Annotated in this window: 22 protein-coding genes, 1 tRNA gene and 1 pseudogene; 10 read left to right on the top strand and 14 right to left on the bottom strand. The window is 71.5% G+C overall.

The genetic code is table 11. The features are described from left to right. Window positions 1-26: 26 nt before the first annotated feature. The gene (locus IZR02_RS06380) at window positions 27-593 is read right to left on the bottom strand and encodes a hypothetical protein (protein ID WP_062766524.1); all 567 of its coding nucleotides are present in this window, start codon (window positions 591-593) and stop codon (window positions 27-29) included. A 2-nt stretch (window positions 594-595) separates the two neighbouring features. After that, on the bottom strand, window positions 596-1,744 hold the full coding sequence (locus tag IZR02_RS06385) for a zinc-dependent alcohol dehydrogenase (RefSeq protein ID WP_062766527.1): 1,149 nt from the start codon (window positions 1,742-1,744) through the stop codon (window positions 596-598). Between the two features lie 102 nt (window positions 1,745-1,846). Between IZR02_RS06385 and IZR02_RS18125 the strand changes: the two are divergent. Beyond that, a pseudogene (locus tag IZR02_RS18125) lies at window positions 1,847-2,137 on the top strand (DUF7882 family protein); the annotation flags it as partial. Between the two features lie 22 nt (window positions 2,138-2,159). Here the strand turns inward: IZR02_RS18125 and nhaA are convergent. From nhaA to IZR02_RS06410, 4 genes are all read right to left on the bottom strand, one after another. Continuing rightward, window positions 2,160-3,437, bottom strand: a complete 1,278-nt coding sequence (gene nhaA / locus IZR02_RS06395) for a Na+/H+ antiporter NhaA (protein ID WP_062766529.1) — start codon at window positions 3,435-3,437, stop codon at window positions 2,160-2,162. 61 nt (window positions 3,438-3,498) lie between these two features. Continuing rightward, window positions 3,499-3,672: a hypothetical protein gene (locus tag IZR02_RS06400; RefSeq protein WP_164498170.1), complete on the bottom strand. Its 174-nt coding sequence runs from the start codon at window positions 3,670-3,672 to the stop codon at window positions 3,499-3,501. A gap of 96 nt (window positions 3,673-3,768) precedes the next feature. Further along, window positions 3,769-3,841, bottom strand: a tRNA-Arg gene (locus IZR02_RS06405). Between the two features lie 16 nt (window positions 3,842-3,857). Further along, entirely contained in the window at window positions 3,858-4,667 is an 810-nt protein-coding gene (locus tag IZR02_RS06410; protein ID WP_082758524.1) for an SGNH/GDSL hydrolase family protein, read from the bottom strand. A gap of 93 nt (window positions 4,668-4,760) precedes the next feature. Between IZR02_RS06410 and argS the strand changes: the two genes are divergently transcribed. Together argS and IZR02_RS06420 are read left to right on the top strand one after the other, a co-directional pair. Further along, window positions 4,761-6,425 carry an arginine--tRNA ligase gene (gene argS, locus IZR02_RS06415; RefSeq protein WP_062766536.1) on the top strand — a complete coding sequence of 555 codons (1,665 nt, stop codon included), beginning with the start codon at window positions 4,761-4,763 and terminating at the stop codon, window positions 6,423-6,425. Window positions 6,426-6,433: 8 nt separating this feature from the next. Next, window positions 6,434-7,279, top strand: coding sequence for an LmeA family phospholipid-binding protein (locus IZR02_RS06420; protein ID WP_062766540.1), 846 nt, complete (start codon window positions 6,434-6,436; stop codon window positions 7,277-7,279). Window positions 7,280-7,291: 12 nt separating this feature from the next. Here the strand turns inward: IZR02_RS06420 and IZR02_RS06425 are convergent, their stop codons facing one another. From IZR02_RS06425 to IZR02_RS06440, 4 genes are read right to left on the bottom strand one after another with little or no spacing between them, the layout of a single operon-like run. After that, window positions 7,292-8,026, bottom strand: a complete 735-nt coding sequence (locus IZR02_RS06425; RefSeq protein ID WP_062766543.1) for an alpha/beta fold hydrolase — start codon at window positions 8,024-8,026, stop codon at window positions 7,292-7,294. Between the two features lies 1 nt (window position 8,027). Further along, the gene (locus IZR02_RS06430; protein ID WP_062766546.1) at window positions 8,028-8,609 is read right to left on the bottom strand and encodes a TetR/AcrR family transcriptional regulator; all 582 of its coding nucleotides are present in this window, start codon (window positions 8,607-8,609) and stop codon (window positions 8,028-8,030) included. After that, window positions 8,602-9,492: an alpha/beta fold hydrolase gene (locus IZR02_RS06435; RefSeq protein ID WP_025103129.1), complete on the bottom strand. Its 891-nt coding sequence runs from the start codon at window positions 9,490-9,492 to the stop codon at window positions 8,602-8,604. The genes IZR02_RS06430 and IZR02_RS06435 overlap by 8 nt, the downstream gene beginning before the upstream one ends. 51 nt (window positions 9,493-9,543) lie before the next feature. Then, entirely contained in the window at window positions 9,544-10,617 is a 1,074-nt protein-coding gene (locus IZR02_RS06440; protein ID WP_172400129.1) for a YihY/virulence factor BrkB family protein, read from the bottom strand. A 146-nt stretch (window positions 10,618-10,763) separates the two neighbouring features. Between IZR02_RS06440 and lysA the strand changes: the two genes are divergently transcribed. From lysA to prfA, 5 genes are all read left to right on the top strand, one after another. Next, window positions 10,764-12,182, top strand: coding sequence for a diaminopimelate decarboxylase (gene lysA / locus IZR02_RS06445; protein WP_231729430.1), 1,419 nt, complete (start codon window positions 10,764-10,766; stop codon window positions 12,180-12,182). Window positions 12,183-12,203: 21 nt separating this feature from the next. After that, the gene (locus tag IZR02_RS06450; RefSeq protein WP_025103132.1) at window positions 12,204-13,508 is read left to right on the top strand and encodes a homoserine dehydrogenase; all 1,305 of its coding nucleotides are present in this window, start codon (window positions 12,204-12,206) and stop codon (window positions 13,506-13,508) included. Window positions 13,509-13,513: 5 nt separating this feature from the next. After that, window positions 13,514-14,479, top strand: coding sequence for a homoserine kinase (gene thrB, locus IZR02_RS06455; protein ID WP_231729613.1), 966 nt, complete (start codon window positions 13,514-13,516; stop codon window positions 14,477-14,479). Between the two features lie 143 nt (window positions 14,480-14,622). Next, entirely contained in the window at window positions 14,623-16,596 is a 1,974-nt protein-coding gene (gene rho / locus IZR02_RS06460; protein ID WP_126893919.1) for a transcription termination factor Rho, read from the top strand. Between the two features lie 8 nt (window positions 16,597-16,604). Next, window positions 16,605-17,684 (top strand): peptide chain release factor 1, encoded by a 1,080-nt coding sequence (prfA, locus tag IZR02_RS06465; RefSeq protein ID WP_025103135.1) that lies wholly within the window; start codon window positions 16,605-16,607, stop codon window positions 17,682-17,684. A gap of 18 nt (window positions 17,685-17,702) precedes the next feature. Here prfA and IZR02_RS06470 read toward each other — a convergent pair whose 3' ends face one another. Further along, the gene (locus IZR02_RS06470) at window positions 17,703-18,356 is read right to left on the bottom strand and encodes a response regulator (protein ID WP_025103136.1); all 654 of its coding nucleotides are present in this window, start codon (window positions 18,354-18,356) and stop codon (window positions 17,703-17,705) included. Beyond that, entirely contained in the window at window positions 18,353-19,996 is a 1,644-nt protein-coding gene (locus tag IZR02_RS06475) for a sensor histidine kinase (protein WP_029989206.1), read from the bottom strand. Before IZR02_RS06475 ends, IZR02_RS06470 begins: the two co-directional genes overlap by 4 nt. A 147-nt stretch (window positions 19,997-20,143) precedes the next feature. On the opposite strand from IZR02_RS06475, the gene IZR02_RS06480 reads away from it, so the two are divergent. Both IZR02_RS06480 and IZR02_RS06485 read left to right on the top strand, forming a co-directional pair. Next, window positions 20,144-21,691: a CitMHS family transporter gene (locus IZR02_RS06480; RefSeq protein WP_025103138.1), complete on the top strand. Its 1,548-nt coding sequence runs from the start codon at window positions 20,144-20,146 to the stop codon at window positions 21,689-21,691. Between the two features lie 31 nt (window positions 21,692-21,722). Further along, complete coding sequence (locus IZR02_RS06485) at window positions 21,723-22,157, top strand: phage holin family protein (protein WP_025103139.1); 435 nt, start codon at window positions 21,723-21,725, stop codon at window positions 22,155-22,157. On the opposite strand, the gene epsC is transcribed toward IZR02_RS06485, so the two are convergent. Next, window positions 22,145-22,714 (bottom strand): serine O-acetyltransferase EpsC, encoded by a 570-nt coding sequence (epsC, locus tag IZR02_RS06490; protein WP_025103140.1) that lies wholly within the window; start codon window positions 22,712-22,714, stop codon window positions 22,145-22,147. The two genes, IZR02_RS06485 and epsC, sit on opposite strands and share 13 nt — an antisense overlap. Window positions 22,715-22,722: 8 nt before the next feature. After that, on the bottom strand, window positions 22,723-23,661 hold the full coding sequence (cysK, locus tag IZR02_RS06495) for a cysteine synthase A (RefSeq protein ID WP_025103141.1): 939 nt from the start codon (window positions 23,659-23,661) through the stop codon (window positions 22,723-22,725). Window positions 23,662-23,755: the final 94 nt, after the last annotated feature.

Here is a 23,755-nt window from a genome sequence, read left to right on the forward strand (position 1 = left end):
CACCACGCCGCCGTCTCGGTCCCGGCTCAGCGCCGACGGCCGAGGCGGCGGAGAGCGCGGACGCCCAGGACCGCCGTCAGCACCCAGGGCCCCACGACGATGATCGGGTCGAGCCAGGTGTGCCGGAGATCGATGCGGCCGCGTCCGAACCGCGACGCGAGCGGACGATGCTGCGGTTCCGCGAGGACGCCGGTCTGCGTGATGGGGTCGTCCGGCCGCCGGGTGATAAGGGAGCGGGCGTGCGCGGTCACGGCATCGACGCGGTCGCCCAGCACGAGCAGCAGCCAGCGGCTGTTCTTCGTCTCGCTGAACCGGTCGTAGGCGACGCGCCTGATGGCACCCGACACGCCGTGCAGCGGTTGCGCGGTGCCCCAGACGGGAGGCAGCATGCCGTGCTCGATCGAGCGCTCGCGGCCGCGGTCGGGGCCCTGACGCTCGGGGAGGTCCCAGTGCGCGCCGGTGTCGCCGACATCCTCCAGCTGCTGCCAGGTGCGGCGGTGCTCGGGGGCGAGGTCGGCGCCCCAGCCCGGGATCCGTGCACGCAGCTCATCGGGGGTCGGTGCGGGGATGGGTCGAGATCCTTCGTACGGCATGGTCATTCCTCTCCGACGACGATGAGCGGTTTGATGCAGTCGTCGAGCTTGGACGAGAACACGTGGTAGGCCTCCGCGATGTGCTCCAGGGGGAAGCGGTGCGTCAGCAACTCGGACGGACGGATGTGCCCCGCCTGGATGTGTTCGAGCAGCCGCGGCCACTGCCTCTTCACGGGAGCCTGGTTGCCGCGCACCGTGAGGCCCTTGTTCATGATGTCGCCCAGGCGCACCGAGGTCACCAGCGGGCCGTAGGCGCCGAGGATCGACACGGTGCCGCCCTTGCGCACGCTGTCGATGGCCCAGTTCACCGCGACGGGGGAGCCGCCCTGCAGCTTGAGCTTGGCGGCGGTCACGTGCTGGACGACGCTGCCGTCCGCCTCCGCGCCCACCGCGTCGATCACCACGTCCGCGCCGAGGTAGCCGGTCGCCTTCTTCAGCGCGAGCACGATGTCACCGGCTTCGTGCAGGTGCATCGTCTCGGCGAAGGCGAAGTCCCGTGCCTTCTCGAGCCGGTAGTCGAGGTGGTCGACGACGATGACGCGGCCCGCGCCGAGGAACCAGGCCGAGCGGGCGGCGGCCAGGCCGACGGGACCGGCGCCGAACACGACCACCGTGTCCCCTTCGGCGATGTCCGCCTGTTGCGCGCCGAAGTAGCCGGTGGAGAACGCGTCGGTGAGCAGCAGCGCGTCCTCGGAGGCGAGCCACTCCGGGATCACCGAAGGGCCGACATCCGCGAACGGCACGCGCACGCGCTCCGCCTGCCCGCCGTCGTACCCGCCGGTCGTGTGCGAGTAGCCGTAGATCCCGCCGACGGCGGTCGCGTTCGGGTTCACGTTGTGGCAGTTCGAGAAGAGACCGCGGCGGCAGAAGTAGCACGAGCCGCAGTAGATGTTGAAAGGCACCATCACCCGGTCGCCCGGGCGCAGCGTCTCCACGGAGGAGCCGACCTCCTCGACCACCCCGACGATCTCGTGACCGAAGGTGTGCCCGATACGGGTGTCGGGCATCATGCCGTGGAAGAGGTGGAGATCCGACCCGCACACGGCGGCTCTCGTGACCCGCACGATCGCGTCGTTGGGGTGTTGGATCGTCGGATCGGGTTTCTCCTCGACGCGGATCTTGTACGGTCCGCGGTAGGTCATCGCCTTCATCGGATGCTCCTTCGCTACGTGGAGTGACCGACGCTAGGCGCCGCCTCGAGGATGACTCAGGGCATTGACGGATGAGACGGGGAGGCGTACGAACGATGCGAACTCGAGGACCGCGCGCTCCTGCACATCCAGCTCGTCATCACCGCGAAGCTGCGTCGAGGGGAGCCGTTCGCGTTCAGCTGGCGGGAGGATGCCAGCGTCGGCGGCGGGAAGAACACCGTCTGGATCCACGCCTACAGCAGCATCGTCTTCCAGTACTTCGGCAGCAGGAGACCCGAGGTGAATCGCGCGTGGGTCGACGCGCTCGCCTACACGGCCAACAGCCCCACCGGGCTCTACCTGGTACCGGAACCGCCGGGCAGCGCGACGGCCGGCAACCTCGAGATCGCCTGAGGCCGGCCGTCGCGCCGGGGCATCAGCCGGCCGAGGCGGCCCCGCGCGCGCGCCGGCTTCGTGCTGCGAGCACGAGTCCGCCGAGGACCGCGGCGAGGAGGGAGCCGACGAGCACGCCGATCTTCACGTGATCGTCCGCGACGCTGCTGCTGCCGTACGCGAGCTCGCCCACCAGCAGCGAGACCGTGAACCCGATGCCCGCGAGCAGGGACATGCCCGCGAGATCCGGCCAGCGCAGCGACTCATCGAGGCGCAGGGCCGGTACGCGACTCAACAGGAAGGTCGTGAGCAGGATGCCGACGGGCTTACCGAGCACGAGCCCCACGATGATACCGATCGTGATGGGGTCGGTCAGCGCCGAGACGAGGCCGTCCACGCCGCCGATCTCGACCCCGGCCGCGAAGAAGGCGAACACCGGCACGGCGACGAGGGTCGCCACGATGCCCCAGCGATCCGCGAAGTGCGCGGCGAGACCGTCGTAGACCGGGGCGCCGTCGGCGTCCGTCCCGGTCCGCACCCGCGCGCGCTCCGTCGGACGCACCGGCACCATGAAGCCGAGCAGCACCCCCGCGACCGTCGCGTGCACCCCGGACGCATGTACGAACGCCCAAACGGCCAGGGCGAGGGGAAGCAGGATCCACCAGGACCGGATGCCGTTCTGCACAGCGAGTGCGAAGCCCGCGAGGGGGAGGAGCGCCAGGATCAGCCAGGGGAAGCTGATGGTCTCGGTGTAAAAGGTGGCGATGATCGTGATGGCGATGAGGTCGTCGATGATCGCGAGGGTTAGCAGGAACACCCGCAGGGCGGGCGGCAGGAAGCGGCCGACGACGGCGAGCACCGCGATCGCGAACGCGATGTCCGTGGCCGTGGGGATCGCCCATCCGCGGAGGACCTCGGCGCCCGACGCGGCGTTGATCGCGACGAAGAAGAGGGCGGGGACGATGACGCCGCCCACCGCGGCGGCGATCGGAAGCGCGGCACGGCGCGGGTCACGGAGACGCCCGGCGACGAACTCCTCCTTCAGCTCCAGTCCGACGACGAAGAAGAACACCGCGAGCAGGGCGTCGGCGGCCCAGGCGCCGACACTGAGCTCGAGGTGCCACTCCGGGATCCCGAAGCGGAAGTCCCTGACGGCCTCGTACCAGGGGGCGGCGGGGGAGTTGGCGAGGATCAGGGCGGCGAGCGTGGCGGTCAGCAGCAGACCGCCGCCGAGCACGTCGCTCCGGGCGGTGGAACGGATGCCGCGCCAGAGCTCATGCGGCGCGAGACGGAAACGGGCAGGGGACGACGAAGAAGACACAGGGATACCTCACGGCAGATGGATGGGTGACGCGATGTCGCCGCCCCCGTCCGGGCGCGGCCTATCCCTGTGGCGGCGGGCAGCCGGCGATCTCGCCGTGCGAGAGGGTGCCCCAGACGCTCGTCCACCCGTTGGTGCCGGGGTGCAGGACCACGCGCATCCACTCCGTCATCGGCGTCGCGGACGACAGACGGCGCGGGGCGCGCGTCGAACCGGCGATGAGGAGGGAGGGCACGGATCCAGGCTACCCGGCTCGGCTGCGGGACGTGGACGGACTCCCGGCGGCACGAGAAGAGGGACCGTCCGTGTGGACGATCCCTCTTGCTGTACGTGCCCCCGACAGGAGTCGAACCTGCGACCTACGGTACCGGAAACCGGCGCTCTATCCACTGAGCTACGGAGGCGTACCGATCGACAATATCACTCGTCGGGGGTGGTCTCCGACCCACCGGCCTCCGTGACCGGTGCGGCGCGCAGTTCGTCGAGCGCCGCCGCGAGCTTCTCGGCGAGATAGCGGTGGCCGTCGGTGGACGGATGCTTGCGTCCGACCTCCACGTCGATGACGGAGAGATAGTTGTCCTCGGTGATCCAGTCGAGCGCGACGGGGGAGATGTACCACCAGCCGCGGGCCGAGGCGAGAGCCGCGAGATCCCGGTCGATCCGTGCCGTCTGCGCGCCGACCGGAAGCTCGTGCGGCGCGGGGCCGAGCACGACGATCGCCGCCTCCGGGTACAGCGCCGTCAGCGCGTCCCACGCGGCGGTCACCGCCTCGCGGTAGCCGGCAGCGCCCTGTGCCCGGTCGTTGATGGAGCCCTGGATGATGACGAGGTCCGGGTCGAGAGTCGGGTCCAGCGCCGCGATGCGCTCGCCGAAGGTGGGGCCGTCGATGCCGGGCTTGAGGTAGCCGCTGCCGCGCACGCCGTCCACGATGGTCGTGCCGTGCAGCAGGTCGGCGAGCACGTACGCGTAGCCGAGGGTGGGGTCGGACGCGGCAGAGCCGTAGGTCCACGAATCGCCGAAGACGAGGACGGTCGGCTCGTCGGGGAGCGCGAGCGGTGCAGGAGCGATCACCGCGGCGGACTCGTCTCCGGCCGCAGTGCCGACCGGGAGGGACGACGGCGCCGGAACCCACGGTCGCCAGACCCCGATCACGCCCGCGGCGACGGCGACGAGGAGGGCGGCGGCGACGCCCGCGATGCGCAGTCGACGAGGGGCGGCGGGGGCGTTCATGGTGTGAGAGTAGATCACGGAGGACGGATCGCAAACTCGGCGGGACACGGGGCGACGGAACGGGCCTGCGCACCCCCGTAAACTGGGGGGTCTATGAATCCTGAAACGCTCGCCCACGCCCTCCTCGCCGTCCTCGCCCCCATCGCCGAGGAACGACGTCCGGGCGAGCCGTTCGACCTCTCCGCCGCCGACATCGTGCTGGAGCGCCCGCGCAACCGCGATCACGGCGACTGGGCCTCGAACATCGCCATGCGCCTGGCCAAGCCCTTCGGCACGAATCCGCGCGAGCTCGCCCAGCAGATCGCCGACGGACTGGCCGATGTGGACGGCATCGCGAGTGTGGAGGTCGCGGGCCCCGGCTTCCTCAACATCCGCCTCGACGCGGCGGCCGCCGGCGCGCTCGCGAAGGTCATCGTCGACGCCGGTCCCGCCTACGGGACGAACTCCTCGCAGGAGGGCGTGAGCGTCAACGTCGAGTTCGTCTCGGCGAACCCCACCGGGCCGCTGCACATCGCGCACACGCGCTGGGCGGCCCTCGGCGACGCGATCGTCCGCCTGCTCCTCGCGAGCGGTGCCCGTGCGGTGCGCGAGTACTACATCAACGACGCGGGCGTGCAGATGGACCGCTTCGCCGCGTCCGTGCTGGCCGCGGCGAAGGGGGAGCCCACGCCGGAGGGCGGCTACCCGGGCGAGTACATCGCGACGCTGGCCGGCCGCGTCCTCGAGGCCCGCCCCGACCTGCTCGACCTCCCGGAGGAGGAGCAGCTCGCCGTCGCCCGCGAGCTCGGCTACGAGTACCAGCTCGCCGAGATCAAGCACTCCCTCGAGCGCTTCAACGTGCCGTTCGACGTGTGGTTCTCCGAGCGCACCCTCCACGCGAAGGACGCCTCGGGTTCCAGCCTGATCGACCAGGCCGTCGACCGTCTGCGCGAGCAGGGCCACGTGTTCGACGAGGACGGCGCCGTCTGGGTGCGCACCACCGACTTCGGCGACGACAAGGACCGCGTCATCCGCCGCTCGAACGGCGAGTACACGTACTTCGCCGCCGATGCCGCCTACTACCTGAACAAGGGCGACCGCGGCTTCCGCGACAAGATCTACCTGCTCGGCGCCGACCACCACGGCTACGTGCACCGCCTCAAGGCGGTCGCGGGAGCGGCGGGCGACGACCCCGCGAAGAACATCCAGGTGCTCATCGGCCAGATGGTCTCGATCAACGGAGCCCGCCTCAGCAAGCGCGCCGGCAACATCATCGAGATGGACGACCTGCTCGACTGGCTCGGCACGGACGCGCTGCGGTACTCGCTGGAGCGCTCGCCCGCCGACTCGCCGCTCGACCTCGACCCGGAGCTGCTGCAGAAGCGCACGAACGACAACCCGGTGTTCTACGTGCAGTACGCACACGCCCGCACCCACAACGTCGCGCGCAACGCCGCCGACTCCGGCATCGACCGCTCGGTCTTCGCCCCGGAGACGCTCACGCACGAGACCGAGGCGGCGCTGCTGGGCGCGCTGCAGGAGTTCCCGCGCATCGTCGCGTTCGCCGCCGAGGTGCGTGAGCCGCACCGCGTCGCGCGCTACCTGGAGGAGCTCGCCGGGCTGTACCACCGCTGGTACGACAACTGCCGGGTGATCCCCCTGAGCGACGCCCCGGTCGAGGACGTGCACCGCACGCGCCTGTGGCTGAACGACGCCGCCGGCCAGGTCTTCCGCAACGGGCTCGACCTGCTCGGCGTCTCCGCGCCCGAGCGCATGTAGGGAGCGCCATGAGCGACGACAACCCGACCCTCCCGTACCCGAAGCCCTCGGACGAGCACCCGACGCTCGTGGTCCCCGACCCGGCGGACGGTCGGCGGAAGAGCGCAGCGCCGCGGCGGCGCCGGTGGCCCTGGGTCGTCCTCATCGTCGTGGTCGTGCTCGCCGCCCTCGTGGTCGCGGCGGAGCTCGTCGCCCGTGCCGTGCTCCCCGGCGTCGTGCGGTCGATGGTGATCGAGCAGCTCGACCTGCCCGCCGACCAGCAGCTCGATGTCGAGACCGAGGGGATCCTGTTGCCGCAGCTGCTCGCCGGCCGCCTCGACATCCTGCGCCTGTCGACCGACGCCGTGACGCTGCAGGGCATCACGGGGGCGGCCGACGTCACCGCGACGGGCGTCCCGCTGCGCGGCGGCGACCTCGATGGCGCCGACGGCACCATCCGCATCGACCAGGAGCAGTTCACCGCTCTGCTCTCGGACACCGACCTGCCCGTCGACACGGTCGAGTTCGCCGCGCCGAACGCGACGCTCGGCGGCTCCTTCGCGGTGCTCGGGACGGCGGTCCCGGTGTCCGTCACGTTCACCCCCGGCGCCGTCGAGGGCGACCTCGAACTCACGCCGGTGGCGGCCAGCGTCGGCGGCGTGGAGGTCGACCTCGACCGCGTCGGGTCGTCGCTCGGCTCCCTCGGCGAGGGGATCACCCAGCCACGACGGGTGTGCATCGCCGACCAGCTCCCGGCCGGTCTCACGCTGACGGGGGTCGAGATCGTCGGCGACGACGCCGTGATCGACGTCGATGCGGACGGCGCGATCGTCACCGACGAGGCACTCCAGGCGAAGGGCACCTGCGACCGCTGAGCGGACCCCGGTTCACCCGGGCAGGCGCTCCTGCAGGCGCGCGGCGAGTTCCGCCGGCCGTTGCAGGGGGATGCCGTGACCGCACCCCTCGACGATCTCGAGCGTGCTGCGCGGGTGCACGCGGTTCAGCAGCGCGGCGGAGCGGCGCATGAGCGGCTTCTCCTCCGCGCCGACGAGCACCAGCGCCGAACCGGGATGCGCACGCCACGCGGGCGGCGGTGTGAAACGCAGGTTCTCCTCGACCGCGCGCAGCAGCGTCGTGCGTGAGAGGGCGGCGGAGGTCTCCAGGTAGCGGGGAAGCAGTTCTTCCGGGATGAACAGCTCTCGTGCCTGCAGACGGGCGAAGCGCTCGTTCCTGGCGAGTCCGGCGGTGAGGCGGAGCAGCGCCAGAGTGGGCCCGACGGCCCGGATCGGCTCCGCCTGAGCGCTGATGACGACGGCGTCGGCGACGAGGTCCGGGCGTCGTGCCGCCAGCAGGACGGCGAGCTGCGCGCCGAGGGAGAAGCCGACGACGGTGGCCGGTCCGGTCTCCCGCTCCAGCAGGGGGACGAGCGCCGCCACCGTCTCCCCGTGCGATGCGTAGTCGACGCTCGCGCTGCGGCCGTGACCGGGGAGGTCCGGGACGACGACCCGGCGCGCGGGATCGAGGTGTCCGCGCAGCGGCTCCCACATCCACCCGGCGACCCCGCCGCCGTGCAGGAGCAGAAGCGGTGGTGTCCCCGGGGGACCCGATGTCTCGTGATGCATGTCACTCCGTCTCGAAGCTCGCGGCCATCCGGCCGACGGTGTCGATCGCGCTCTCCAAGGTCGCGCGATCCAGGGGACCCAGCGTGCGTGCGGCCGAGAGCAGTCCGAGGGTGGCGCTGGAGAGAGCGAGGGCCAGGGCTTCGGGCTCCACATCCGGCACGATCCGGCCCTGGCGCTGGAGGTCACGGATCCCGGCGACGACCCGTTCGTGACGCGTCCGGTACCGGGAGGTCGGCTGCGCGGCGACGTGGGCGCCGAGCACTCCCGCGTCGTCGAGGAACGCGGCCGTCATGAGCTCGTCGCCGAGCAGCGCCGCCGCCGTGGCGCGGTAGAGGGCGCTGAGCGACGGCTGCGGTCCCGCGGTGCGGGCGACGGCGTCGGCGATCCGCACGGTGCCGCGCTGGAGCAGGGCATCGAGGATGTCGCGTTTCGCCGCGAACTCCAGGTAGACGGCGCCCTTGCCGATACCGGCCGCGCGCGCGATCGCGGCGACGTTCATCGCGTCGAAGCCCTCGGCCAGGACCATGCGCTCCGCCGCGTCGAGGATGCGTCCCCGACGGTCGGGCACGAGCGGCCTAGGCATCGGAGCCTCGGGCGAACCAGTCGCGCAGGGCGGGGATCACGAGGTCGGGACGGTCCCGTTGCACCCAGTGCCCGGCGCCGGGGGCCACGAGGAGCTGCCCGTCGGGCAGGATCTCCGCGGCCTCCTCGACCCGCCGGAGAGGGACACCGGAGTCGCGGTCGCCGTGCACGAGGAGGACCGGGACGCGGATCTCGGCGAGTCGATCACGGTAGTCGGTGCGGAGTCGCAACGGCCGCACCTGATCCCGCTGCCAGTCGCCGAACGTCGTGAGACCGGAGCCGGTCGCGGCCTCGGCGAGCACCGCGTCGACGAGACCAGGGGTGCGGGCGTCGGGGGAGCGCACGAGATCCTGGAGGCCTCGCGTCATCGCCTTCCGGTCGCGTGCGTAGACGCGTGTCATCGCACCGAGCAGGCCCGAACGCAGGAGCAGGAACGTCGACAGGTGCGAGAGGGGCCCGAAGGTGCCGTCCGTCAGGCGCGGCATCAGGCCGTAACTGCCGAGGAGGGCAGCGGCGTGTGCTCCGTCCGGGCGGTCGAGCAGATGGCCCAGCGCCATCCCCGCGCCCATCGAAAGACCCCCGATGGCATACGCGTGCAGCTCGAGAGCGTCGACGAGGTCGCCGACGTACTGCACCAGGCGCTCCTGGGTCAGCGACGCATCGAGGCGTGGGCTGCGTCCGAAGCCGGGGTGGTCCGGCGCGAGGACGCGGTGTCCGGCCGCCGCCAGCGCCGGCCCGACCTCGCCCCAGGAGAGCTCCGCACTGTCGGCCCCGCCGCCGTGCAGCAGCAGCACGGGTGTCTGCGTCTCGCCGGAGGGGCGCCATTCCAGGACCGACACCGCGGCGCCGGGAACGGTCACGGTGTGCCGTCGTGGTGCGGACATGCGTCCCCTCTCGTTGTGACCATACTATCGATTCCGGTCACAACAAGGACCTCACTCCGGGGCGGCGGTGCCGTTCTCCTCGGCCGCCGCGCGCTGGGCGTCGCGCAGCTCGGCCGTCGCGATCTTCACGTCGACCTCGGCGCGCTGCAGCCGTCGCTGCACGAACGTCCGCGCACCGAACCGTTCGTGCAGGCGGTCGCCGCGCTCCTCTTCGGCGGTCACGATGTAGGCGCACGCGACGAGGATGACCTGCGTGGACAGCTGGAGCCAGATTAGGAGCGCGAGGAGCGAGGCGAACGACGCGAGGAGGGGGTTGCTCGTCGCTCCGCCCACGAACAGTCCGGAGAGCTGCTGCAGCACGATGAGGCCGAAGGCGCCGAGGAAGGCGCCGCTCCACAGGGAGCGCGCGGCGGGCCGGACGCCGGACAGCAGGAGGAAGGCGCCGACGATCAGGGCCGCATCGAGGATGAAGACCACGAGCAGCGACAGGAGACGGACCGTCCAGGCGAGCAGCGGCGAATCCGACGGCACCCCGAGCAGATCGCCGATCCAGGTCACCCCGAGCTGTCCGATGAAGGTGATCCCGGCGGCGAGCACGAACGCGAGCCCGATGCCGACGGCGAGCAGGAGGTTGCGGACGATGACCCAGATCCACAGGATGTCCGCCTGGATCGTGCCGGCGATGGTCCGGATGGCCGTGCGGAGCGAGCCGATGGCGCCGAGAGCGGCACCGACCAGCGCGACGAGGGAGATGATGCCGGCGATCGAGAACGAGGCCGGAGTCCGGAGGTCGTTCGTATTGATGACACCGCCCTCGCCGATGAGCCCGGGGACCGCGGATTGCACGGCGTCGATGATCGCGCGCCAGGCCTCCGGGTTGCCGGACAGCCAGAGGGCCGCGAGGGAGAAGCCGAGGAGCACGCCCGCGAAGACGCTGAACAGGGCCCGGTAGGTCACGCTGTCGGCGAGCATCGGGCCACGGCGCTCGGAGTACAGCAGCACGGCCCTGACCGGGCGCCGGGCGAGGGCCCAGGCGATCACCGGACCCGTGATGCGGGCGACCAGCCCCGGGCGGGCCGGGGCTGCGGAGTGGTTCTCGGAGTCTCGGTTGTCGGTGTCTGCCACGTGCCCACCCTACGAGCCGGGCGGTACCGCTCCCCAGGGGGTTGACGCGGCGTGTCACCGTGACCAGGCAGCGACAGAGGGTGCCCTAGAATCGGGGCAACTCGATGTGCGCCTCCGCCCGAGATCCGTCCCACGATTGGTGTTCCGTGCTCGACTCTGCCGCCACGCTCGCTCCGGACTGGCTCGTCGTCCCCGAAGATCCGAACGATCTCGCGCCGGGTGTCTGGCCGGCTTCGGCCACGCGCGACGACGACGGCAGCCTGGTGCTCGCCGGAGTGCCGGCGCCCGAGCTCGCCCGCACCTACGGCACGCCGCTCCTCGTGCTCGATGAGGACGAGGTGCGGCGCCGCGCCCGGGCCTTCCGCGACGCGTTCGACCGCGCCGCCTCGGCGCACGGCACGACCGCGCAGGTGTACTACGCCGGCAAGGCCTTCCTATGCACGACGGTCGCCCGCTGGGTCGTCGACGAGGGGCTGCGCATCGACGTGTGCACCGGCGGCGAGCTCGAGGTCGCCCTCGCCGCGGGGGTCGCACCGGCCTCGCTGGGCTTCCACGGCAACAACAAGTCGGTCGCCGAGCTGGAGCGCGCTGTCGCTCTCGGCATCGGCACGATCGTCGTCGACAGCGCGATCGAGATCGAGCGCCTCGCCGCCATCACGGCCCGGACGGACACCGTGCAGCGCGTCATGGTCCGGGTCATCAGCGGCGTCCACGCCGAGACCCACGACTTCCTCGCCACGGCCCACGAGGACCAGAAGTTCGGCTTCCCGCTCGCCGAGGCCGAGGTCGCCGTGGCCCGCATCCGCGAGATCCCGGGGCTGGAGTTCGCCGGCCTGCACTGCCACATCGGCTCCCAGATCTTCGGCGTGGCCGGGTTCCGCGAATCCGCGTCGCGCGTGCTCGAACTGCACGCCGCCCTCCTCGAGGACGGCCCGGTGCCGCAGCTGAACCTCGGCGGCGGCTTCGGCATCGCCTACACCCGCGTCGACGACCCCACGCCGATCGACGAGCTGGCCGACGGCATCGTGGCGGCGGTCGCCGAGGGCTGCGCGGCGCGGGGCATCGCGGTGCCCGCGCTCTCGTTCGAGCCCGGGCGCGCGATCGTCGGCACGGCGGGCGTGACCCTCTACGAGGTCGGCACGACGAAGGACGTCACGGTCGCCTCCGGGGCCACGCGGCGGTACGTCAGCGTCGACGGCGGGATGAGCGACAACGCCCGTACGGCTCTCTACGGTGCCAGCTACTCCGCCCGCCTCGCCTCGCGGACGGGGACGGACGAGCCCCAGCTGAGCCGAGTGGTCGGCAAGCACTGCGAGTCCGGCGACATCGTCGTCGACCACGAGTACCTCCCCGGAGACGTGACACCGGGCGATCTGCTGGCCGTCCCGGCGACCGGCGCCTACTGCGCCTCGCTCGCGAGCAACTACAACCACGTCCCGCGGCCGCCCATCGTGGCGGTGCGGGAGGGGCGCTCGCGGGTGATCGTCCGCGGCGAGACCGTCCACGACCTGCTGGCCCGCGACGCGGGCATCGACGGGGCGCACGCCCCCGAGGGAGCACGATGACCCACCCCGAAGGAGCACCCATTGACTGACTACAGACGACTTCGCGTGGCGCTGCTGGGCGCCGGGGCCGTCGGCTCCCAGGTGGCGGCCCTCCTGCTCCGCCACGGCGACGAACTGGCCGACCGCGCGGGTGCCGCGCTGGACCTGGCCGGAATCGCGGTCCGTGACCTCGACGCGCCCCGCGACGTCGAGCTCCCGAAGGAGCTCTTCACGACCGACGCCGAGTCGCTCATCCTCGGCGCCGACATCGTGATCGAGCTCATCGGCGGCATCGAGCCCGCCCGCACCAACATCCTCCAGGCGATCGGCTCGGGAGCCGACGTCGTCACGGCCAACAAGGCGCTGCTGGCCACCCACGGACCGGAGCTGTTCGAGGCGGCGGATCGCGTCGGCGCCTCGGTCTACTATGAGGCGGCGGCCGCGGGTGCCATCCCGATCATCCGTCCGCTGCGCGACTCGCTCGCGGGCGACCGCGTCGTGCGGATCATGGGCATCGTCAACGGCACCACGAACTACATCCTCGACCGGATGGACACCGAGGGCGCCGACTTCGCCGACGTGCTGGCGGACGCGCAGCGCCTCGGATATGCGGAGGCCGACCCGACCGCGGACGTCGAAGGCTACGACGCCGCGCAGAAGGCCGCGATCCTCGCCAGCCTCGCCTTCCACACCGCGGTGCCGCTGGAGGCGGTGCACCGCGAGGGGATCACCACCATCACGGCGTCGATGATCGAGGAGGCCCGCGCGGCGGGCTTCGTGATCAAGCTGCTCGCCGTCTGCGAGCGCATCGAGGCCGACGGCGCCGAGTCCATCTCGGTGCGGGTCTACCCCGCCCTCGTGCCGGTCGCCCACCCTCTCGCCTCCGTGCACGGTGCCAACAACGCCGTCTTCGTCGAGGCCGAGGCGGCGGGCTCCCTCATGTTCTACGGCGCCGGCGCGGGCGGTATCCAGACGGCCTCGGCCGTGCTCGGCGACGTGGTCTCCGCCGCTCGTCGGCACATCGCCGGCGGCGTCGGCGTGGGCGAGTCCACCCGGGCGAACCTCCCCGTCGTGCCCATCGGCCACGTGACCACGCGCTACCAGATCACCCTCGAGGTCTCCGACGCCCCCGGCGTGCTGGCGACCGTCGCCGGTATCCTCAGCGACGGCGGGGTGTCCGTCGCGACCGTCGTCCAGACCGTCGAGGGGGAGGACGAGCCGACCGCACGCCTCATCATCGGCACGCATCGCGCGACGGAGCAGGCCCTCAGCGACACGGTGGACGTGCTCGCGGGCAGCGACGTCGTCGCCCGCGTGGTGTCCGTCCTCCGGGTGGAAGGCGAGTGACCACCGTGACGGCCACGGCTCCCGCCCCCGAGGAGCACGGTGCGCGTGTGGGTCGCACGGTCGAGGTGACGGTGCCGGCGACGAGCGCCAACCTCGGCCCCGGCTTCGACACGCTCGGCCTGGCGCTCAGCATCTACGACCGGCTCGAGGTGACGGCGCTCCCCGAGGGGCAGCTCGAGATCGAGGTCTCCGGTTCCGGTGCCGAGGACATCCCGCGGGATGCCTCCAACCTCATCGTCCGGACGATCGCCCACGTGTTCGCCGACGCAGGCCGGCCGATGCCCGGTCTGCGCATCGTGGCCGAGAACGCCGTCCCGCACGGCCGAGGCCTCGGGTCCTCCGGCGCGGCCGTCGCTGCCGGCGTGCTCGCGGCGAAGGGGCTGCTGGCGGGAGACGTCGACATCTCCGACACCGATCTGCTGCGCCTGGCGACCGAGCTGGAGGGCCACCCGGACAACGTGGCCCCTGCGCTGTTCGGCGGGCTCACGATCGCGTGGATGGGGGAGCGCGGCCCGCAGCACAAGAAGCTCCTCGTGCACCGCGGCGTCTCCCCGCTCGTCCTCGTCCCGGCGTACACGATGTCCACCTCGCAGGCCCGGTCGCTGCAGCCGCCGCACGTCTCCACGGCCGACGCGGTGTTCAACGTGTCCCGGTCCGCACTGCTCATCGCCGCGCTGATGCAGAGCCCGGAGCTGCTGCTCGACGCGACCGCCGACCGCCTGCACCAGGACTACCGCGCCGGTGCCATGCCGGAGACGCAGCGCCTCGTGCAGGCTCTGCGTGCCGCCGGATTCGCGGCGGTCGTCTCCGGCGCCGGACCCAGCGTGCTCGTGCTCGCCGACGGTCCCGGCAGCCGTCTGGACGCCGTCGAGGTGGCCAATCAGGTGACCGACACCCCGTGGGAGGCGCTCCTGCTCGCCGTCGACGTCCGTGGTGGTACAGTGGGGGATCGAGCGGAGGGCTCCACGTAGCATTCGTGAATCTGGCCCCATTGCATCTCTTGCAAGACCCGCACGCGAACCCCTGAGGCCCAAGTGCCGAGGCTGGCTGACGCCGAGCGTCAGCCCGTGCGATCGTGCGCAGCACCCGTTGTGCGCGTTCACGCTCATTTCCCATGACCTATAAGGGAGTACTCGTGGAGAACCTCTCCGAGACCCAGAACGATCAGGCGGCTCCGACCGCCGATGCCCCCGTCGCCGAGCAGGCGACCGAATCCGCTCCGGCCAAGAAGCGCGCACCGCGTCGGGCGAACACCGCTACGGCTGCGGCCAAGGCGGCCAAGGCCGCGGAGGAGTCCGGCTCGGCGGAGGCCCCTGCGGCTGCCGGCGACTCCGCCGAGGCGGCGGAGGCGGCCCCGAAGGCGAAGGCTCCGCGCCGCACGCGGGCGAAGAAGGCGGACGCCGAGGCTCCGGCCGAGGCCGCACCGGCCGAAGCGGCACCGGCTGCCGAGACCACCGAGGCGCCCGCCGAGGCCCCCAAGTCCGCCCGCGGCCGTCGCACGAAGAAGGCGGATGCCGAGGCCTCGGAGGCGAAGACCGAGAAGGCCGAGGCCGCACCGGCCGACAGCGCGGCGGAGACCGCCGACGCGGGCACCGCCCAGGGCGGCCGCGCCAAGAACGACGCGGCGAAGAGCGAGTCGAAGAACGACGGCGCTGCCGCGAAGAACGAGGCCGAGGCGGACGCTCCCTCGAAGGACTCGTCCGGCGAGGCCGACAACGGCGAGGAGCAGGGCGGTCGGGGCCGCAGCCGCAACCGCAACCGCAACCGTGGCCGTGGCCAGGGCGGCGGTCAGGAGCAGGCGCAGAACGCGCCGGCCGACGACGACCAGTCGGGTAACGGCAACGGCCGCAACCGTCAGCGCAACAAGCGTCGCAGCGGCGGCCAGGTCGACGAGTTCGAGACGGAGATCACCGAGGACGACGTCCTCATCCCGATCGCCGGCATCCTCGACGTGCTCGACAACTACGCCTTCGTGCGCACCACCGGTTACCTGGCCGGCCCGAGCGACGTATACGTCTCGCTCGGCCAGGTCAAGAAGTACAATCTCCGCAAGGGCGACGCCGTCGTCGGCTCCATCAAGCAGCCGCGCGAGGGCGAGCAGCAGGGTCGGCAGAAGTACAACGCCCTGGTCAAGGTCGACTCGATCAACGGCCTCTCGGTCGACGATGCGGCCACCCGCGTGGAGTTCGGCAAGCTCACCCCGCTCTACCCGCAGGAGCGTCTGCGGCTGGAGACGGCTCCGGAGAAGCTCACGCAGCGGATCATCGACCTCGTCGCGCCGATCGGCAAGGGCCAGCGCGGCCTCATCGTCGCACCGCCCAAGGCCGGCAAGACGATCGTCCTGCAGCAGATCGCCAACGCGATCGCGCAGAACAACCCCGAGGTCCACCTCATGGTCGTGCTCGTCGACGAGCGCCCCGAAGAGGTCACCGACATGGAGCGCACCGTGAAGGGCGAGGTCATCGCCTCCACCTTCGACCGCCCCGCGGAGGACCACACGACGGTCGCCGAGCTCGCGATCGAGCGGGCCAAGCGCCTCGTCGAGCTGGGCCGCGACGTGGTCGTGCTGCTCGACTCGATCACCCGCCTCGGGCGCGCGTACAACCTGGCCGCTCCGGCGTCCGGCCGCGTGCTCACCGGCGGCGTCGACGCGTCCGCGCTCTACCCGCCGAAGCGCTTCTTCGGTGCCGCGCGCAACATCGAGAACGGCGGATCCCTCACGATCCTCGCCACCGCGCTCGTCGAGACCGGTTCCAAGATGGACGAGGTCATCTTCGAGGAGTTCAAGGGCACCGGCAACAGCGAGCTGCGGCTGTCGCGTCAGCTGGCCGACAAGCGGATCTTCCCGGCGGTCGACGTCAACGCGTCCAGCACCCGCCGCGAGGAGATGCTGCTCTCGGCCGACGAGGTCAAGATCACCTGGAAGCTGCGCCGTGCTCTCGCCGGCCTCGACCCGCAGCAGGCCCTGGAGGTCGTGCTCGGCAAGCTGAAGGAGACCCACTCCAACGTGGAGTTCCTCGTGCAGATGCAGAAGTCCATCCCGACGCTGCCCTCGGGCGCTCACGGGCACGACAACAACATCCGCTGAGGACCGACGTGTTCGAGTCCGTCCAGACTCTGATCGACGAGCATCGCCGGGTCCAGGAGGAGCTCTCCGACCCGGCGGTGCACGCCGACGCGGCTCGCGCCAAGCGCGTGAACCGTCGGTATGCCGAGCTGTCGCGCATCGTGGCGGCGCATGAGGCGTGGACGGCTGCCGTCGACGATCTCGAGGCGGCGCGGGAACTGGCCCGTGAGGACGAGGCCTTCGCCGCGGAGGTCCCCGCCCTCGAAGAGGGCGTGCAGGCGGCGCAGGAGCGCCTGCGGCGCCTCCTCATCCCGCGCGACCCGGACGACGCCCGCGACGTGATCATGGAGATCAAGGCGGGGGAGGGCGGCGCGGAGTCGGCCCTGTTCGCCGCGGATCTGCTGCGCATGTACGTGCAGTACGCCGCGTCGAAGGGGTGGAAGACCGAGCTGCTCGAGCGCAACGAGTCCGACCTCGGCGGCTACAAGGACGTCCAGGTCGCCATCAAGGGTTCCTCGTCCGACCCCGCACAGGGTGTCTGGGCGCATCTGAAGTACGAGGGCGGCGTGCACCGCGTGCAGCGGGTTCCCGCCACGGAGTCGCAGGGCCGCATCCACACCTCCACGACCGGCGTGCTCGTGTTCCCCGAGGTGGACGAGCCCGAGGAGATCCAGATCGATCAGAACGATCTGAAGATCGACGTGTTCCGCTCGTCGGGCCCCGGCGGACAGTCGGTGAACACCACCGACTCCGCTGTCCGCATCACGCACGTGCCCACCGGGATCGTCGTGTCGATGCAGAACGAGAAGTCGCAGCTGCAGAACCGCGAGGCGGCGATGCGGGTGCTGCGTGCCCGGCTGCTGGCCAAGCAGCAGGAGGAGCTCGATGCGGCCGCCTCGGACGCGCGCAAGTCGCAGATCCGCGGCATGGACCGCTCGGAGCGCATCCGCACCTACAACTTCCCCGAGAACCGGATCGCGGATCACCGCACCGGGTTCAAGGCGTACAACCTCGATCAGGTCATGGACGGCGCGCTCGACCCCATCATCGAGAGCGCCATCGCCGCCGACGAAGAGGCCCGTCTGGCCGCCGTCGGCTCCGAGGGCTGAGCGGCCGCCGCGACGGCGTCAGGTGCGCGCGGCGTACCGGTGCTCGGGACGCCCGGTCGACCCGTAGCGCAAGCGCACCTCGACGATGGTCCGTGTGGCGAGAGCCGCGAGGTGCCGTTGCGCCGTGGCCCGGGAGATGCCGACCCGCTCGGCGACCTCCGCCGCTGAAGCCTCGCCGTCGCCGAGCGCCGCGAGCACGCGCTGCTCGGTGGCCGAGCGCGACAGGGAGACCGGCTCGCCGCCGCCGTGCAGGATCGCCAGCGCGCGGTCCACGTCCTCCTGCGTGACGGGCCGATCACCCGCGAGCAGGTTGCGGTAGCGGGTGTACCGGTCGAGGAGTCCCGTGAGAGCACGTCGGTCGAAAGGCTTCACGAGGTAACCCACGGCGCCGGCTCGCAGTGCGCGGCGCACGGTGGGCGCGTCGTCCGCGGCGGAGATGAGGATCGCGTCGACCCCGAGCTCGCGGACGAGTCCGATGCCGTCCCCGTCGGGGAGGTAGACGTCGGCGAGCAGGAGGTCGGGGCGTGTCGAGCGCACGAGGTCGCGCGCCTCGGCGCAGGACCGCGCGGTCCCGGTCACGGTGTATCCGGGCTGATCGTCCACGATCGTCCGGTGCAGGTCAGCCACCCGGAAGTCGTCGTCGAGGATGAGCGCGCGCAGCGGTTCGGTCATCGGTCCTCCTTCGGGACACGCGGAGCGGGGTCGACGGCATCCCCGAGCCGGGCGGCGAAGACCGCGCCGTGATCGGGACCGCCGGAGTCGATGATCCAGAGGTCGCCGCCGCTGCGGCGGGCGATCTCCGTCGCGAGCGGCAGTCCGATGCCGTGTCCGTGCACGGAGTCCGCGCTCCCGTCGTCGGCGTGCGGCCGGGGGTCGGACGGGCGGAGCCCCTCGCCGGAGTCGGCCACCGTGACGACGAGCGCGTCACCGTCGCTCAGCACCGAGACCTCCACCCACCGCGGCTCCCGCGCGCCCGCGACGGCGGCCACGACCGCGTTGTCCACGAGGTTGCCCAGCACGCTGGCCACGTCCTCCGCTCGACGGACGGTGCCGATCACCTGGGTGTCCGCCGCGATCCGCAGGGCGACGCCCCGTTCGGCGGCCTCGACGCCCTTGGCTCCGAGGAAGGCGTGCAGGAACGGGTCGCCCACGAGGTCGAGTCCGGTGACGGGGAACGCCACCGGACCGCGGCTCACCAGCTCGTCGAGGAACGCCCTGGCGTCGTCGACGCGACCGGCGTCGATGAGGCCCGCGGCCACATGGAGGCGGTTCGCGAACTCGTGGCGTTGGACACGCAGCGCGGAGGTCATCGTCCGGACGGCCTCCAGTCGCTCGGTCAGGGCGATGAGGTCGGTGCGGTCGCGCACGATCAGCACATCGCCGAGCGCGCGCCCGTCGCGTCGCACCGCGCGCGACTCGAGGTACAGCATCCGGTCGCCCACGACGGCCTCCGCGCGGTCGCGAGCCCCGGTGGCGGTGTCGCGCACGACAGGGGGGAGGGGAAGCGCGTCCACGGTGCGGCCGACCGGATCGTGGAGCCCGAGAAGCCGGTCCGCCGCGGCATTGCTCACGCGCACGACGCCGTCCTGATCGACCGCGAGCACGCCGTCGCCGACGCCGTCGAGCACCGCCGTCTGATTCTGCACGAGGGCGACCAGCTCCTCGGGCTGCACGCCGATGGTCAACCGTTCCCAGCGCCGGCGCAGGAGGAGGAAGGTCAGGAGGGCGAGGGCGAGCGCGCCGGCGGCGGTCAGACCGAGAGCGGCGAGCAGCGGCGGCAGGTCGTCGAAGACGCCGTTGCGCTCGAACCCGACGCTGATCTCGCCGACCGGCGTGCCGGAGTCGTCGCGCACCGGCACCTTCGCGCGGGCGGACTCGCCGAGCGTGCCGGTCTGCCAGTCGACCACCTCGCGTCCCGCCAGCACCGCGGCGAACGGGGTGCTCACGACCTCGCCGATCCGCGAGGGCAGCGGATGGGCGAGTCGGATGCCTTCATCGTCCGTGATGACGACGAACAGGGCCCCGGTGCGGGCCATGACGTCGGTGGCGATCTGCTGCAGGTCTCCGTCGCGCAGCGCCTCCGCGTCCGGCTCGTCGTCCGACGCGGAGATGGCGGCGACCGCCGCCCGCACCTGCGCGTCCTCGGCCAGGGTCCTCGCGATGCCGAGCGCGGTCGACTCCGCCTCGGCGCGCAGCTGCTGGACCGCGAGGGCGAGGTACACGCCCGTGCACAGCGTCACGACGAGGGCGACGGCGGCGAGGTGCAGCAGCAGCGCGCGGGTCGCGAACCGGACCCGTCTCCGCGGGGACATCGACACCTCCTCGACGCGCAATATGCGCAGAAGTCACGGTACGCGCACAAGGCGCGGTTATGCGGCATACCGCGCTCGGCGTCTCCGGATTCCCTAGCCTCGTCAGGATCCGTCAGCGATGACGGAGCGACGACGAAGGAGTCACGCATGTTCCACGCATCGACCGCGCTGATCGCTGCCGCCGAGGAGGAGGCACCGACCTACGACGTGGCCTTCGTGCCGCCGGAGGGTGTGCTCGTCATCCTCGGCTTCACGATGGTCCTCGTGTTCATGACGCTGATCATGACCAAGCGCCTCACCCCGATGGTGGCCCTGATCCTCGTGCCGACCGCCTTCGGGCTCTTCGCGGGAGCAGGGCTCGGGCTCGGCGACATGATCCTCGACTCGATCGGCACCATGGCGCCCACGGCCGCGCTGCTGATGTTCGCGATCATGTTCTTCGGCATCATGATCGACGTCGGCCTCTTCGATCCCCTCATCCGGCTGATCACGCGGGTGCTCGGCGACGACCCCGCGAAGGTGGTGCTCGGGACGGCGATCCTCGCGGGCGCGGTGTCCCTCGACGGCGACGGCTCGACGACCTTCATCATCACGACCTCCGCGATGCTGCCCATCTACCTCCGCCTCGGCATGAGCCCCGTCGTCCTCACCTGTGTCGCCGGCCTCATGAACGGCACGCTCAACATCGTCCCGTGGGGCGGCCCGACCGTGCGCGCCGCGACCGCGCTCGGTGTCCAGCCGACGGAGATCTTCGTGCCGATGCTCCCCGCCCTCGGCGCAGGCATCGTCGTGACGCTCGGCTTCGCCTGGCTCCTCGGGCTGGGGGAGCGGCGGCGTCTGGGGCGGATCGACGCGGACGGCCGGCTCACCGGAGCCGACGGCGGCGTCCTCTCCTCGGTGCCCCGGATCTTCCGCGGCGCCGAGCTCAAGCCGGGCGCTCGTGCCTCGCTGCGCACCGGCAACCTCGTCGTCGTCGCCGGCGGACACGCTCCGGTCGCCGCCGGGAGCGTCGACCCCGCGGACACGGCGATGGCCGACACCATGCTGGATCCCGCCCGCCCGACCCTGCGTCCGCGGCTGATCTGGTTCAACCTCCTCCTGACCGTCGCGGTCATGGTGCTCCTGGTGATCGACATCCTTCCGCTGCCCTACGTGTTCATGGTCGGCGCGGGCATCGCGCTCGTCGTCAACTTCCGCGGCATCAAGGACCAGGCGGCGGAGATCGTCGCGCACGCCCCGAGCATCGTCGGTGTCGTGTCGATGGTCATCGCCGCCGGCGTCCTCGTGGGGGTCCTCTCCGGCACCGGCATGGTCGACGCGATGGCGACGTGGATCACGAACGTGCTGCCGCCCGCACTCGGCCCGTTCCTCGCCCCGATCACGGGCGTGCTGTCCATCCCGTTCACGTTCTTCATGTCGAACGACGCCTTCTACTTCGGGATCCTCCCCGTGCTCGCCCAGAGCGCGGCGAACTTCGGCATCGATCCGGTCGAGATGGCCAGGGCCTCGATCACCGGGCAGCCGGTGCATCTGCAGAGCCCGCTCGTGCCCGCGATCCTGCTGCTCGTCTCCCTCGCCGGGGTGAACCTCGGAGACCACCATCGCAAGGTGCTGTGGCGCGCGGTCATCGTGTCGCTCGTGATGCTGGGGATCGGCATCCTGGTCGGTGCCGTCCCGTTCTTCGTCGCGCAATGACCGCGCCCCGGTGCCGCGCTAGGCTCGCCCCGTGATCACACTCCTGTATCGCGGCCTGATGTACCTCGTGTCGGCCGGCCTCGGTCTGCTGGCGGCGGACCTCCTCCTCGACGGTTTCCAGATCCAGTGGGACCAGTGGTGGGGGTTCGTCGTGTGCATCGTCGTGTTCGCCGTGCTGCAGAGCGTTCTGTCGCCGTGGGTCAGCAGGCTCGCCGACCGCTATGCGCCCGTGCTCATGGGCGGCATCGGGATCTTCTCCACGCTCATCGCCCTCATGGTCGTCGTGCTGCTTCCCATCGGGGGCCTGCGCATCGTCGACCTGACCGGGTGGCTGCTGGGCGCCGTCATCGTCTGGCTCGTGACGGCGCTCGGCAGCGTGCTGCTGCCGCTCATCTTCCTGCGGCGCCGGATGGAGGGCCGCAGCGGCCGTCGCTCGGGTCGAAGGGCTGCGCGTCAGATGGAGTAGTCCGGGGCGGTCAGCAGCGCCCTGGTGTCCTCACCGGCGGTCCGCTGACGCGGCTTCGCCGGCACACCCACGAGCACGCTGTCGGCGGGGGCGTCCTTGGTGACCACGGCGTTGGCGCCCACCACCGAACGGGCTCCGACCGTGACGGGGCCGAGGATCTTCGCCCCCGCGCCCACGGCCACGCCGTCCTGCAGGGTGGGGTGCCGCTTGCCGACGTCCCTGGTCCGGCCGCCGAGGGTCACACCGTGGTACATCAGCACGTCATCACCGATCTCCGCCGTCTCGCCGATGACGACGCCCATGCCGTGATCGATGAAGAAGCGTCGGCCGATCCGGGCGCCGGGATGGATCTCGACGCCCGTCAGCCACCGGGCGACCTGCGACCCGGTGCGGGCGAGGAGCCGGAGGCGCCGCCGCCACAGCGCGTGCGAGATGCGGTGCGCCCAGATGGCGTGCAGCCCCGGGTAGAGCAGCGCGACCTCGACCGCGGTGCGCGCGGCCGGGTCGCGAAGGCGCGCGGCGGCGATGTCCTCGCGCATTCGCCCGATCATGCCCATCGACGACCTCAGTCCTCGCGCAGATCCTCGAACAGGGCGGTGGAGAGGTACCGCTCGCCGGTGTCCGGGATGATCACGACGATGGTCTTGCCGGCGTTCTCCGGGCGCGCGGCGACGGTCAGCGCGGCCGAGACGGCGGCACCGGAGGACATGCCGACCAGCAGACCCTCCTTCGCCGCGAGCGCGCGGGCCACGCGCAGCGAGTCCTCGAACTCCGCCGTGATGATCTCGTCGAGCACCTCGCGGTCGAGCACGTCGGGCACGAAGTTCGGGCCGATGCCCTGGATCTTGTGCGGTCCGGGGTGCCCTTCGGTCAGGACGGGGGAGTCCTTGGGTTCGACGGCGATGACCTGGACCTCGGGCTTCGCCGCCTTCAGGGCCTGGCCGGTGCCGGTGACCGTGCCGCCCGTGCCCACGCCGGCGATGAAGATGTCGACCGCGCCGTCGGTGTCGCGCAGGATCTCCTGCGCCGTGGTCTCGCGGTGGATCTGCGGGTTCGCCGCGTTCTCGAACTGGCGGATCCAGATGGCGCCCGGGGTCTCGTCGACGATGCGCTTGACCTCCTCGATCGCCCCCTTCATGCCCTTCGTGGGGTCGGTGAGGACGATCTCCGCGCCGAACGCCTTGAGCAGCACGCGGCGCTCCTTCGACATCGAGGCGGGCATCGTGAGGATGACGCGGTAGCCGCGCGCGGCGCCCACCATGGCGAGGGCGATGCCGGTGTTGCCGCTCGTCGACTCCACGATGGTCCCGCCGGGGGCGAGCTCGCCGGCGGCCTCGGCGGCGTTGATCATGGCGATGCCGATGCGGTCCTTCACGCTGGACGCCGGGTTGTAGTACTCGAGCTTCGCGAGCACGGTGGCGCCGAGGCCCTCGGTCACGCGGTTGAGGCGGACGAGCGGGGTGTTCCCGAAAGCGGTGGTGATGTCGGGGTGGATGCCGGACATGGGGGAGCCTTCCTGTGCGGGTGCGCTGCCGATCCAGCCTAGGCGAGCGCGATGGGGGACGGGGCATTGTGACGGTCGCGCACTCTACGCTGGA

Origin of the sequence: Microbacterium paraoxydans (assembly GCF_019056515.1) — a bacterium.
In the GTDB taxonomy this organism is placed as follows: domain Bacteria; phylum Actinomycetota; class Actinomycetes; order Actinomycetales; family Microbacteriaceae; genus Microbacterium.

Bases quoted from the DNA above. Each gene is read 5' to 3' on its own strand.
- IZR02_RS06385 (WP_062766527.1), bottom strand. From the start codon at position 1,744: ATGAAGGCGATGACCTACCGCGGACCGTACAAGATCCGCGTCGAGGAG.
- cysK (WP_025103141.1), bottom strand. From the start codon at position 23,661: ATGTCCGGCATCCACCCCGACATCACCACCGCTTTCGGGAACACCCCG.
- IZR02_RS06480 (WP_025103138.1), top strand. From the start codon at position 20,144: ATGTTCCACGCATCGACCGCGCTGATCGCTGCCGCCGAGGAGGAGGCA.
- IZR02_RS06380 (WP_062766524.1), bottom strand. From the start codon at position 593: ATGCCGTACGAAGGATCTCGACCCATCCCCGCACCGACCCCCGATGAG.
- argS (WP_062766536.1), top strand. From the start codon at position 4,761: ATGAATCCTGAAACGCTCGCCCACGCCCTCCTCGCCGTCCTCGCCCCC.
- IZR02_RS06470 (WP_025103136.1), bottom strand. From the start codon at position 18,356: ATGACCGAACCGCTGCGCGCGCTCATCCTCGACGACGACTTCCGGGTG.
- rho (WP_126893919.1), top strand. From the start codon at position 14,623: ATGACCTATAAGGGAGTACTCGTGGAGAACCTCTCCGAGACCCAGAAC.
- IZR02_RS06425 (WP_062766543.1), bottom strand. From the start codon at position 8,026: ATGCATCACGAGACATCGGGTCCCCCGGGGACACCACCGCTTCTGCTC.
- epsC (WP_025103140.1), bottom strand. From the start codon at position 22,714: ATGGGCATGATCGGGCGAATGCGCGAGGACATCGCCGCCGCGCGCCTT.
- IZR02_RS06430 (WP_062766546.1), bottom strand. From the start codon at position 8,609: ATGCCTAGGCCGCTCGTGCCCGACCGTCGGGGACGCATCCTCGACGCG.
- IZR02_RS06420 (WP_062766540.1), top strand. From the start codon at position 6,434: ATGAGCGACGACAACCCGACCCTCCCGTACCCGAAGCCCTCGGACGAG.
- IZR02_RS06410 (WP_082758524.1), bottom strand. From the start codon at position 4,667: ATGAACGCCCCCGCCGCCCCTCGTCGACTGCGCATCGCGGGCGTCGCC.
- IZR02_RS06475 (WP_029989206.1), bottom strand. From the start codon at position 19,996: ATGTCCCCGCGGAGACGGGTCCGGTTCGCGACCCGCGCGCTGCTGCTG.
- IZR02_RS06435 (WP_025103129.1), bottom strand. From the start codon at position 9,492: ATGTCCGCACCACGACGGCACACCGTGACCGTTCCCGGCGCCGCGGTG.